Source organism: Spongiactinospora sp. 9N601 (assembly GCF_044326295.1).
GTDB lineage: Bacteria > Actinomycetota > Actinomycetes > Streptosporangiales > Streptosporangiaceae > Spongiactinospora > Spongiactinospora gelatinilytica.
Genome location: NZ_JBIRBB010000035.1, coordinates 22200 through 34510, shown reverse-complemented (window position 1 = coordinate 34510; position 12311 = coordinate 22200). Strand labels below are relative to the sequence as shown.

The 12311-nt window shown below is 67.9% G+C and carries 11 protein-coding genes and 1 pseudogene; 6 read left to right on the top strand and 6 right to left on the bottom strand.

What is annotated here, in order from left to right:
• From ACH34R_RS43025 to ACH34R_RS43000, 6 genes and pseudogenes are all read right to left on the bottom strand, one after another.
• Positions 1–232 (bottom strand): transposase (locus ACH34R_RS43025; protein ID WP_397567395.1); only part of this gene is annotated, 232 nt, incomplete at its 3' end.
• Entirely contained in the window at positions 213–2297 is a 2085-nt protein-coding gene (locus ACH34R_RS43020) for an ISAzo13 family transposase (RefSeq protein WP_397567394.1), read from the bottom strand. The genes ACH34R_RS43025 and ACH34R_RS43020, both read right to left, overlap by 20 nt.
• Before the next feature lie 49 nt (positions 2298–2346).
• Positions 2347–3123 (bottom strand): annotated as a pseudogene (locus tag ACH34R_RS43015) (IS256 family transposase); the annotation flags it as partial.
• Positions 3124–3790: 667 nt separating this feature from the next.
• Entirely contained in the window at positions 3791–4168 is a 378-nt protein-coding gene (locus ACH34R_RS43010) for a DUF2637 domain-containing protein (protein ID WP_397567393.1), read from the bottom strand.
• A gap of 5 nt (positions 4169–4173) precedes the next feature.
• Positions 4174–5709 carry a recombinase family protein gene (locus ACH34R_RS43005; RefSeq protein WP_397567392.1) on the bottom strand — a complete coding sequence of 512 codons (1536 nt, stop codon included), beginning with the start codon at positions 5707–5709 and terminating at the stop codon, positions 4174–4176.
• Between the two features lie 246 nt (positions 5710–5955).
• On the bottom strand, positions 5956–6603 hold the full coding sequence (locus ACH34R_RS43000; RefSeq protein WP_397567391.1) for a carbonic anhydrase: 648 nt from the start codon (positions 6601–6603) through the stop codon (positions 5956–5958).
• 302 nt (positions 6604–6905) lie between these two features.
• On the opposite strand from ACH34R_RS43000, the gene ACH34R_RS42995 reads away from it, so the two are divergent.
• The 6 genes from ACH34R_RS42995 to ACH34R_RS42970 all read left to right on the top strand — a co-directional run bounded on the left by ACH34R_RS42995 (position 6906) and on the right by ACH34R_RS42970 (position 11338).
• Positions 6906–7124: a hypothetical protein gene (locus tag ACH34R_RS42995; protein WP_397567390.1), complete on the top strand. Its 219-nt coding sequence runs from the start codon at positions 6906–6908 to the stop codon at positions 7122–7124.
• 487 nt (positions 7125–7611) lie between these two features.
• The gene (locus ACH34R_RS42990) at positions 7612–8169 is read left to right on the top strand and encodes a papain-like cysteine protease family protein (RefSeq protein ID WP_397567389.1); all 558 of its coding nucleotides are present in this window, start codon (positions 7612–7614) and stop codon (positions 8167–8169) included.
• 11 nt (positions 8170–8180) lie between these two features.
• Complete coding sequence (locus ACH34R_RS42985; RefSeq protein WP_397567388.1) at positions 8181–8903, top strand: hypothetical protein; 723 nt, start codon at positions 8181–8183, stop codon at positions 8901–8903.
• 450 nt (positions 8904–9353) lie between these two features.
• The gene (locus ACH34R_RS42980) at positions 9354–9974 is read left to right on the top strand and encodes a DNA/RNA non-specific endonuclease (protein WP_397567387.1); all 621 of its coding nucleotides are present in this window, start codon (positions 9354–9356) and stop codon (positions 9972–9974) included.
• Positions 9975–10204: 230 nt separating this feature from the next.
• Complete coding sequence (locus tag ACH34R_RS42975; protein WP_397567386.1) at positions 10205–10762, top strand: hypothetical protein; 558 nt, start codon at positions 10205–10207, stop codon at positions 10760–10762.
• Positions 10763–10864: 102 nt separating this feature from the next.
• A complete protein-coding gene (locus ACH34R_RS42970; RefSeq protein ID WP_397567385.1) occupies positions 10865–11338 on the top strand; it encodes a hypothetical protein in 474 nt (157 codons plus the stop codon).
• Positions 11339–12311: the final 973 nt, after the last annotated feature.

The window sequence follows — 12311 nt, the reverse complement described above, 5'->3', positions numbered from 1 at the left end:
CGAACGCCAGCAGGTCCTCACGAGCGGCGTCCAGATGCTCACACGCGGCCGGATACCGCGTCTTCAACGCGTCGATGACCCACGCGTGCTGGGCGCGGACCTGCTCGGCGGTGGGCTGGTCGAAGATGGTCCGCACCAGGGTGGCCACCCACGGCTGAGCCGACTTCGGCACCCGGGTGAGCAGATTACGCAGGTAGTGGAGTCGTAAGGAATCAAATTGGCGATTCGTCATCGTGGGCTGGCAGGAAGGCCAGAAGTTCGGCGACGTTGGTGAAACGACGCGAAGCCGGTGTGGGGATGTAGCCGCCTTGCGCGAGCAGGGGCAAGACGTCGTCGACGGCATTGCGGATGGTGCCACGGCTGACCCCGAACAGGTCGGCCAGAGTCTGCTGGTTGCAGAGTCGGCGTTGAGCCAGCACCGTGGCCAGGATGCGGTCGGTATCGGTGATCTTTTGCCGGAAGACGCCGCGTCGGGACGCAGGATGCCGGTCGCCACCGCGTTGCCGGTGCCGGCGACGCTCCAAAGTGGCGTGATAGGCCACGGTGATCCGCTCGGCCATGGCCCCGAAGTCGTCACGGGACATGCCGGTCAGCTCGGGGTGGGCCAAGTCCGGAGCGATGGGCATCGGGGTGGGATCGGCGCCGTGATCGAACCACTCGCGCAGGTCCTCAACGCGCAAGAAGTAGTGGGAGGACTGCGAAAAGCTGATCTTCAGCTCGTCCATGAGAGTCCGGGCATCCCTGATGGCCTGGCCGATGGTGGCCGGGTTGGTGCCGAGCAGATCGGCCAGGACCTTCTGCGGACAGATCTGGCGCAGGTAGATGACGGTGATCAGGATGCGGTCGGCGTCGCTGAGCAGAGGCCGGCCGTGGGCTCCGGGGGCTTTGAGGCGGCGTCGGCCACGCTGCTGGAACTTGCGCTGCTCGGCTTGGGCGGCTTGCGCGGGGCCCAGCCGGGCGCACAGGGCGTGCAGGTCTTGTGCGGTCATGCCGGTCAGATGAGGGTCGGCCAGGCTCGCCAAGGCTCGGATGCGGGCTTGGTCGCGGTCCTGGCCGGTGGTGGCCGGGCCGCCTGCTCCGGTGGGCGCGAGGGTGTAGTTCCAGGCCCCGTGGTGGTCATGCGGTGTGATCGGCAGTGAGCGCACGTACTGCCGGCTGATGGAGATGCCGACCGGGTAGGCGCCGGTGTCCAGCTCGGCGTGGACGTGCAGACCGGTGCGGGTGCGGGTGGCCGCGATACTGTTCACCACGACCTCGTGGCTGGTCAGCGGTCTGCCCCGCCAGTTGAGCGAGATGTGGGAGAACAACCGGTGCTCGATCTTGTTCCATTTGGAGGTGCCCGGTGGGAAGTGGCAGACGGTCACCGTCAGCCCGGTCTCGGCGGCGAACGCGGCGAGTTCGGCCTTCCAGAGCCGGTAGCGGTAACTATTGGAGCCGCCGCAATCAGCGGTGATCAGCAGCCGGTCGGCGGCCGGGTGGTCCAGGCGTCCCCGCGAGCGCCACCAGCGCCGGATCGATTCAACCGCGAACACCGAGGTGTCGTGGTCTGTGCCCACGTTCACCCAGCCCGCATCCCGGGTCAGGTCGTAGATGCCGAATGGAATCGCCACTTCGATGTCCGGGCCGATGAAGTAGAAGCTGTGGTCTTCCACTTGCACCGGATCGCCTTTGGGCCGCCATTGGCGTCCCGGGTTGGGTAACCGCCCGAGTTGCTCCTTCTTCTTGGCGTCGATGCTGATCACCGGTTGTGCTGTCGCCTGGTGTTGTTTGACCTGTTCGTTGAGATACCGGAATTGGGCATCGCGATCGGGGTGCTGTGCGCCTTCCAGGGTTTTGGCGTTGGCTTGCAGGCTGAAGCCTTGCCGGCGCAGCAGCCGGGCCACCGTTGGTGGCGAGACGCGATGCCCTTGATGCGCCAGTTCCCCGGCCAGGTTCCGCAGGGATTTGGTCGTCCAGCGCAGGGGCGAGGTCGGATCGCCTCGCTCGTCCGGTTCCACCAGCGCCAGCAGCGCCGGTATCAGGCCGGCGTCGAGGTCCTCGGCAGGTTTGCGGCCTCCGCCGGATCGGCGGGCGCGGCCGTCAGGAAGCGGTCCTTCACCGGCTTCCAGTTCGAAGACCCCGGCTCGCACCGTGGTCTCGGAGACTCCGGCCACCGCCGCCACGGCTCGGACTCCGCCGTGTCCGAGCAGTCGCGCTTCCTGTGCCAGCATCAGTCGCCGCTGACGCTCGTTCAGGTGCGGCAACAGCACTTCGAATTTCCGCGCGAGCTGATCGCGGATCTCGCTGGAGATGGCCATACCACACCAACGATTCCAAGATCAGGAAGCAACGCCTTATTTCTTGACGACTCCAGTGCGTGCGGCAGCGCTGCCATACCGCGCCCGGCAAGGCGGCGCCGATGGCGTCCACCAGCCCCGGGTGGGCATCAGAGATCGCCAGTTGCACCCCGGTCAGGACGCGGGCGACCAGCCCGCGCAGGAACCCCAGCCAGCCCGCGCCGTCCTCGGCGGAGGTGACCTCCAGCCCGAGGATCTCCCGGTGGCCGTTGCCGTTGACGCCGGTGGCGATCAGCGCGTGCACGTTGATGATCCGGCCGCCTTCGCGGACCTTCTGGGTCAGGGCATCCAGCCAGAGGAAGGTGTAGGGGCCGGCGTCCAGTGCGCGGGTGCGGAACGCCTCCACCTGCTCGTCCAGCGCCTTGGCCATGATCGAGACCTGGCTTTTGGAGATGTGCTTGATCCCGAGCTGCTCGATGAGCTTGTCCACCCGGCGGGTCGATACCCCCAGCAGGTAGCTGGTGGCCACCACGCTGATCAGCGCCTGCTCCGCACGGCGACGCCGTTCCAGCAGCCAATCGGGATAGTAGGACCCGGTCCGTAGCTTGGGCACCGCCAGGTCGATTGTGCCGGCGCGGGTGTCCCACTCCCGGGCCCGGTAGCCGTTGCGGGAGTTGACCCGCTCGGTGCTGCGTTCGCCGTAGGCGGCTCCGCACAGGCCGTCGGCGTCGGCCGACATCAACGCCTCGGCCATGGTCTTCACCATGGATCGCAACATGTCGGGGTCATCGGTCTGTAGTTGCCGTGCCAGCCACTGCTGGGGCGTCACACTGTTGTCCGCGGCCATCGCTTGGTTCTCCTTCGATTTGATCTTTGCTACTCGAAGGATCACGCGATGGCCGTTTTCATGCCTCGCCGCCACGCTTGTGACCTGGTCAAACTCGTACACCACTTCCGTGGACGTGACCCCGCGGCGCGGCGGCCGCGGGCGTCTCGCCCGGGTGTTCCCGATCATCCCTGGAGGGATCGCAACACACTATGCGGGTACGGCGGATGCGCGGCCGCGCCTGTTCCCGATCATCCCTGGAGGGATCGCAACGTCGCTCCATGCGGATGAGGGGTGAGGGGGTGGTGCGTTCCCGATCATCCCTGGAGGGATTCCATCATGCAACGGGCGCCGGAAACCAGATGGCGATCTTTGCCATACCGATTTCTCATTCGAGTTCCCCCGCGAGCCCGGCCCTCTTTATCCACCGCCCCCATCGAGGGCTGCGAGAAAAGGTCTCAGCGATTTCCTTCCCCGTTGGCAGGGCCCCGTCTGAGCGGCGATTCGCCGTAGCCCAATCCCACGCCATCCGCTGAAGATCACTGACAAGGCGCCCACTCATGTGGGATGGCTCGGCGCTCTGCGGCGCATCATCGTCTGCGCTTGGAGAAGCGCTGCACATACCGTCCAGGGCAACTTCATCCACAGAATGCCCGTCATCCACCACATACGTGGACAGGCGGCGAATCTAGGCCATCAAGAGCTCATAGCTCCCGATCAGTGCTGCGCTCGGCCAAGCGGCGATGATCCGGCCGACCACGGTGGGCTCCGCAACAGCGACGTTGGCGCCAAGACTGGCCAGGCTGCCAGTGACCGGCATCGCCCAGGCAAGCGCTCCGCCACGTGCCCCATACCGGCTGGCCAGCAGGATGGACATCGACGCAACCACGATAGTGCCATCGACAGCAAGAGGGATGAGCACCGCCGCCAACTGGTCTTCGCCATGACGCAGGCACAACTCGCGCATATGGCGAAACGAGACCATCCCGGCGATAGCAGCCAAAAGGGCTACGCTGGCGATGGTCGTACACTGGATACGGCGCACGGCCGAAAAACTGGGAGACATCGGCATCACCTGAATCCCAGCAAGAGGCGGCGAGTAACCGTGAATAGGTGTGCAATTGGTTCGCCTCTCCCCTCGGACACAGACCGATACCCGATGGAGTCGTGGTTTCGTTCCGCCGAGACCACGACTTCTCGGCGAGAGGGATCATAGGTCAGCGTGATCCCCAGCTCCGCATAGATCTTCGCCTTACGGGCCGGGTCAGCCTTCCCGAGCAACGCCACCATATCCCCAGCTTCCGCAGCGCCGCCGTGAAGCCGCCCCGGTCGAAGCCCCGCACCGCAGCAGGCGACGCCTGAGCCAGCCGCCGTTCCAAGCCCCGCCTTACGCGTCTGTTCCTCCTTCATCCACCCCGCGACCAGCACCGCGTCAGCCCCCGCGTCCAGCGCCGCGCGATACTGGCCGAGTTTCTTGTCCACTTCCGCGATCTGCCGCTTCAGGGCCGCCGTATCCGGACCGGCAACAGCCGGGGTCTCGTGACGCTGGGCGAGGAGTTCCACGGTGCGTTCGATGTTCCACGGCGTGAACAGCCGCCCCAGCCACTTCTCCAGCTTCGGCGCGATGTCGATCTCACGCAGGTAGACGTTACGGGGGTGGGTCACCCGGTTGGCCAGCGCGTATTCCTGCGGGAACCGGCACCGGTAGTAGGGCTGATCATTGGTCCACTCGCCCTGCATCCTGCGGTCACACAGCGCGCAGCGCATCAGGCTACGGAACTGGTACAGGTGCCGTGTCCGCTTCACGGTCCGGTCCGTGTGACGGTCGCCACGCGCGGCCATCACCTCTTGTACCGTCTGGAAGTACTCACGGCTGACGATCGGCGGATGGGACGGCGCATCCGACCAGATCCACGCGTCCTTGGGGTTCCACTTGAGCTTGCTCATGTGCCCCAGGCCGACGTCGTCCACGTCGATCAGGACTTCATCCTTACGTTGCCGGTTCCACACCTGGTACCCGGTGTACTTCGGATTGGTGAGGATGCCCCGCACCGCACCCTTGGACCAGGCGATCCCCGAGCGGTGCCGGTCACGCCGCCGGTCGTGCGCCGAAGGACACGGGATGTCGTCACCGGTCAGCCGTTCGGCGATCGAAAACAGCCCGCGACCGGCGAGGTAATCGGCGAAGATCCGGGCGACCACCGGCGCGGCGACCGGGTCGAGTTCGTAGCGGTGCAGCCGCTTGCCGTTCGCCGCTTTGGCGGGGTTGGGGTGCGGCCCCGCATCAGCGAGCAGGTAGCCGTACGGGGGCCGCCCGCCGAGGTACCTTCCTTCAACCTTGGCTTGCGCCGACATCGAAGTACGCACGCGCACCTTGATCCGGTTGCGCTCGCCTTTGCTCATCCCCGAAAAGACGCTCATGATCAGATCGTGTGCGTCGTTGTCCGGATCGATCGGGCCGCCGACCTCCGGCACCCACAGCGGCACGCCGAAGTGCTGAAAGATCGGCATGGTCAGTCCGTATTGGTTGCCGTAGAACGCCCGGTGCGGTTCCCCGATCACCACGGCCTCAAAGCCGCGTTCCGGGTTGCGCAGGTCTCGCAGCAACGCCGAGGCACGGGGGCGACGCTGCCAGGGGATCGAGCGGGATTCAGCGGGATTCGTCGATGTCGAAGTACTCGGCGACGATCACCCCGCCCCGGGATTCGATCAACGCCCGCGACCGCGTGAGCGTCTCGGCCGTGACGCGGGGACGTCAGCGAGGTGCGCGCCAGTCACAAGATCGAAGAAATCGGATATCGCTCCACGTCGGGCCCGTGCTCGCCAGGCTCGCATTACCGGTCTGGTGCCGTCTCAGGTGCCGGTCTGGACCGCGGCCGTCGCCACCGGCCCGCGCGTGGTCACCAGGCGGGCGCTGCCGTCGGCCAGCCGGTAGGACAGGCCCGCCACGGCGGTGCGTCCGGCGGTGATCTGGTCGGCCAGGACCCGGGAGCGGTCGGTGAGGATGTCGGTGGTGTGCCGGATGTGCTCGGCGATGATGTCGTCGTCTGCGGTGAGCCCGGCGGCCTGGGCGGCCAGGACGCTGGAGGTGACCCGCTCGATGACGTCGCGCACGTAACCGGTGGTGCCGACGCCGTCGGCCACGGCGGCGCGGGCCGCGGCGACCGCGCCGCAGGAGTCGTGGCCGAGCACCACGACCAGCGGGCAGTTCAGCACGCTGACGGCGTACTCGATGCTGCCCAGCACCTCCGGCCCCGCCACGTGCCCGGCGGTGCGGACCACGAACAGATCGCCCAGCCCCTGGTCGAAGATGATCTCCGCGGCGAGGCGGGAGTCGGAGCAGCCGAACACCACGGCGAACGGGCGCTGACCCGGCGCGGTCTCAGCGCGGCGCGCGGCGTCCTGGTTGGGGTGCTGCGGCGCACCGGCGACGAAGCGCCGGTTGCCGGCCAGCAGCAGCTCCAGGGCATCAGCGGGAGACGGTGCCGGGGCGGTGGTCATGGCCGCAAGGCTACAGTCTCGACACACCACGCCCCTACCACCGCTCCGAGTCACGCTCCCGCTGTTCGGCCTTGGCGTCCGGTTCCGCCGCGGGGCGGGGGCAGTGGTCGGGATAGCTGCAAGACGACCTGACGGCCGCATCTAGGGAGGCCACAGCCAGGGCTATCCTGCTGCCCCTCGGGGACAGGACGCCGTTCCCTGGCTGTAGGCGCCTCGCACCGGAAACGACTACCGAGCCCGCCCCAAAGCAGAAACCCGTAGCGGCCCCCTCTCCCGACGCGGTCACCCTGCCCGGCGGCGGCATGATGGCGATCTCCTTCGCCGCGGGCATGGCCGTCGCCCTGGCCGCCACCCGGCTACGCCGACGCCGCGAACTGACCGCACCCGGCATCGACGAACCGACGCACATCCCCGCCCCCGACGCCGAAGCCTGGTTCGGCCCAACCATCCACACCCTGGCCGCCCACCTGCCCGGCCTGCCCTCGGTGTGGAATCCGCCCCGGAAACACATGACCTCTTGACCCATGTGAGTACGCCCTCAAGACGTCCTCTGGATCGTTAGGACTTCATCTCAATAGCGGCGCGGGGCTGTGCTCACTCACCCACCGCCAGAGTGAAGGGTGAACGCCGGAACGCTCGGTTCTACCGCAGGGCCCGGTGTGGTCTTCTCGGTTCGGCGGCGTCCGGGCTCGGGGGTTTGCGGGGCGGATCCGGGCCGCGCGCACAGGCCGGGAGGAGATGGAACGGATGCGCGCCGCCCTTGGCCCGGGCCTGCCCGCGCCCGATACCCGTGCCCGACAGAGGACGAACCTCTCCCATCTCGGCTACACAATGTTGAATTGTAGTAACTGTGCGTAGCAGTACGGTTAAGGGGAAAAGACCGGCGGCGCGTCCGCACCCGCGATCACCGCCGGAAATGCGGCGATCCCGCTCGGTGGGCGGCACCTCCCCGGCCCGGCCCGCGCCCGGCGGGAGCGCCGGCCATCATCCCCCACCAAAGGAGCGCACATGTTCCGTGTCGCCGTGGCGGCCGTGCTGGCGATCGCCGCGTGGTTCGCCGTCCCCGCCCCCGGCTACGCCTACACCTGGTACCGGCTCAACTTCTTCCAGCAGCAACAGCAGGGAAAATACTGGTGCTGGGCCGCCTCCGGGAACTCCATCGCCGCCTACTACGGCTACGACTACAGCCAGCTCCAGTTCTGCAACATGGCCCGCGCCCATGCCGACATCAACGACTACTGCACCGATGAGGTGGCCACCCTGGCAGAAGACCAGCGGGCCTTCCGCCGGATCGGCATCTCCCCCGGAAACCTCGTGGAAAGACCCCTCGACTACGACGAGATCATCCAGGACATCGACGCGGAACACCCGATCATCACCCGCATCGGGTGGAAGAGCGGCGGCGGACACATGGAAGTGATCTTCGGCTATGACACGCGCGGCGAGCAGGTGTGGTGGAGCGATCCGCTCAAGCCCCCGGGCAACGTCAACCTGACGCCCTACAGGGCCTACCTCGACAACCCCGAATGGGAGTGGACCCACTCTCTCTACCGGATCGGCGCGTGAAGGAGGTCGCCGTGAAAATCATCGCAGCAATGGTCCTGGCCCTGCTCTTCTGGCCCGCTCCCGCGGCGCACGGGGCGACGCCCCCCGCCTATGAACCCACGCCCGCCGACCTGGCGGCGGCGCTGAAGGCGGCCATAGCGGCCAAGCCGACGGTCCAGACGTTCTTCGACACCCAGCGGCCGGGGCAAGCCGGGTCCGGCATCCAGATCAGCGGTCCCGTCCTGCCGGTCAACGACCTCGACACCGCGTTCGTGACCGGCGAATCCCCGCGGGTCTCCCGCTTCTCCTTCCTCGCGGTCCGCGCGACCGCCCCCGGCGGGCTCAAGGCGTCCATGTGGATGACCCGTACGCCGCAGGGCGCCTGGGTGCTGGGCACCATCGCGAGCGGCGACCAGGAGCAGCAGTACGCCGCACAACCTGGCACGGTGTTCCGCGAACAGCAGCTCGGCGCGTGGTACGCGGTACGCGGTGACCGGGTCGTGCCGCTGAACGAAAGGGCCACGGCGGCGTCCGGCAAACCGGGGCTCACCGTCGCCGAATATCAGCGCCTGGTCCATGACCGGTACGCCGACAAGCTGCCCGGCTCCGACTTCGACCGCAACGGCCTGGCGGGCGGCACCGCCACCACCGCCGTCCCGGCCGCGCCATCAGGCTGGGGACCGTGGCCTTGGCTGGCGGGCGTCGGCGTGCTGCTTGCCGGTCTGCTGGCCGTCCGGCTGCTCCGCCGAGCTTGACGTTCTGCCCACGGGCTGGGTCGAGGGAGAGCATCGAGACGACGCTCGGGTTCGCTCCGGAGGTCGGCGAAGCTCTCCCTCCGTCTCTCCCTCCGCCTCCGGCTGCTTCGCCTGCTGGCAGACAGACGCGTCTTCGACCGGCTGTCCGGCCTGCCGCGCCGCTCGGTACGCACCCCCGCAGGCTACGAGCCCTGGCGCGCGGCGTGTGTGATCGACGCCCGAACTGTCGAGGCCTCTGCCAACGTCCCGGCCCACAGCCAGGGCAATGGTGCCGGCAGAACCCGGTGGATGCCTGCCATCGCGCCGGAGATAACAGATAGTGCCTATACGGATACTGTGTGTCACGTCAACTTGGGTGTGTGATTTCAACGAAAGCACCCTCCGTCCCCCCGGAAGGCCACGACGCACATGCCCCTTCCCCCCGCATGGCCACGCCGCACAGCCGCGTCATTGACCGCCCTGCCAGCGCTCCTGACCCTCCTGCCCCCGCCGCCCGCATCCGCTTCGGCCCGGCCCGCCGCCCCGGGCCATCCGGCATCCACCTGGCCCGGCACCACCACGATCAACCTCAACGCGACCTACGACACCGCCCACGGATACCCGATCCCCTGGAGCTTCACCACCGCCGGCCAGGGCCGCCCCCAGGTGGCCACCGCCCTCGGCCTCATCGCCCGCGATTCCGTGCACACCAGTTGCATCGCCGATCGGGGAAACATGGGCGGCTCCGGCTACGACGGCGGCCACCTGATCGCCCACACCCTCAACGGCGTCTCCGAACGCTTCAACCTGGTCCCCCAGCGGGCCCACGTCAACCGCGGCATCGCCGAACGGTTCGAACACGGCGCCGAATCCTGCCTGCGCGCCGGGACCGTCGCCCGCTATGAGGTCCGCGTCACTCACCCGCCCGGCAGCGGCGTCGCCCCCTCCCGCTTCGCCATGCGGATGATCGTCACCGTCGGCGGTAACCGCTCCACCATCGCCACCGACTTCCCCAACGCCGACGTCATCCCCGGCGAACAGGACCTGAAGAACCGGCTGGACGACGACCTCAGACTCGCCGGCTGTACCTGAAGCCCAGTACCACGGCACCACAGCGGCGCCGCCGCGCCGCCTTCACCCCACGGCCGCCCGTGACCGCGACCACGCCGCCCTCGCAGTGGACCGGCCCGCCCGCGCCCGCCCGCGCCCGCTCGGGCCCCGCCGCGCGTCCACAGGCGCGCCTTCGTATCTCCCGGCGCACCCCTCGCCCGGTGAAAACACCGCACGACCCCGCCATCGAACGGAAAGGAACCCGTCTCGTGATGACCACCGATCCGAACCTCAACGGCGTCGACGACGTGCCCGCCGCCACCTGGGCTCGCCTGGCCAAGGTGGCCAACCGCCTCAAGCAGGCCGGCGAACCGGACGTCACCGCAGAGCAGATCAAGCAGCACTACATCGACAGCATCCGGCAGCACCTGGAAACGCACGTCACCGACGAGCGGGTCACCGGCCCCATCGGCGAGTCAGCCGAGCCGGGCGCGCGGCTGGGGCCCTGGAAGTTCAACATCATCGACTCGATCGGCGTCAGCGTCGAGGCCAGCTTCGACTTCACCAGCCTGCAGGACTGGGACGTCACGCTCACCGCCTACCTCACCGTCGCGGGCAAGCGGCTGTGGAAGAACACCCTGACCCTCAGCCCCGAGCACAGCAGCATCGTGCTCAAGCCCGACATCAAGGCAGCCAAGGCCGAACTGTCGATCAGCATCGAGGGCGACCAGCTCTGCCTGAAGGTCTCCGGCCACGGCTGCTACCGGTGGTTCGGCTGGCACTGCAGCCAGCCCTTCCAGCACCAGTTGTTCTGTTTCCGCTCCGGCTGACCTGCCCGCGCCTGGCGGCTGCCGTGGCCGGTCACGGCCACGGCGGACCATCGAACCGAGCCGAAAGCCCCCGCCCATATCCCCTATCGAAAGGACTCTGTCATGCCCTCCCTCAGCGCACGCGCCGCCACCTTCACCCTGACCGGACTTCTCGCCCTCCTCGGCCCGCTCGGCCTGATGGCCGCCCCGGCCGCCACCGCGCACACCACCGCCACCGCGACGGCGGTGGCTCAGCCGGGCGAGTGCGGCCACCAGCGGCGAGACTGGATCGGCCAGGGCGATGCCCAATACTTCGGCATCCTGTACGCCGAAGACGGCGGCGGCTCCTACACCGCCCAGATCGCCTTCCGCGGTGACCTCGTCAACCTGGTCATCGACGGCCGCGACGAGGGCTGGCGCCCCTACCGCGGCCCCTCACCCAACGACCCCGCCATCCGCTGGGGCCAGCTCGGCGGCATCCGGACCCTGGACGCACCCAAATGCGCAGATGAACTCTCCCAGGTGATCGCCGCCGAGTTGTCGGTCCAGCTCGGTGCGGACTACCTACGGGGACAGATCGAGCGCGACGCCGGCTGACCTGCACTCCGTGCGGTCTATGGTGGTGGAGGCGGGCGTGACAGACCGTCTCCACCACCGCCGCACTCCGGCGCCCCCACTCCAAGAAGCCGGGCGCTGCGGCTCTGCGTCGCCGATCACCCGGGGGATCAGAGCTGCGCATTCTGTTCCGTTGCCACCAGGCACCCCGGCTCACTGCGGTGGAACGAAATGGGCCATCCTCCGCAAGCTCCGGTGCAGCCGCAGCAAGGCCCATCACCTGCGCAAGGCCATCGCGGTACTCCAGAACTACGCAAGCGCCCGAGGATGAAAAACTGTTACTGATACCCGTGGCCCCAAACGGATGGCTTGCTGGAGCCGCTTCGCCGTCAACCGGCCGCCAAAGACGTCGGCACGCGGACCATCCCCATTCAAACCGCCCACCCACGTCAGGGCCCTCATCATGACGCGGGCGCAACGCTCAGCGTGCCCCGAACGGCAGAGACCGCGACGCTCTGGGACACCGCTCTTACGCTTCAGGTAGTAGTCATATGCTCACGCTCGGTCAACGATATGGCGGCGCCCGAAAGCCCACCCACAACATCGCGTATCCGGCCAGGTAGGGGCCCCGATGACAGGCCCTCATATCCCCGCGCCACTGGGTTCGTACCCCGATCACGAAGGCCGTTGGGATACCCCCGCACCAGAGCAGGCCATTGAAAGGGGAAATATCGACAGTGCCCGACGCGGACAGACGTAAGCACAACCCGGCCCAACGTTGGAGGCGGCCTTCTCCCACTCGCCGATGGTCACCACTGGGGCTGTGCGACTGTTCAGCAGGCGGGGTATGAGGCGGGCGGTGCCGGTGGTCCAGTACACGTACTCGATGGCTCCGCCTTGGAACGCACGCGGGCGCGGCGAACTCGATGTCGAGGTCCTCGGTGTCGAGGGACAAGTCTCCTCGGCTCCGGCCGCCGTCTCATAAAGGAGCCGCCCACAGGACTCGCTCACGCAG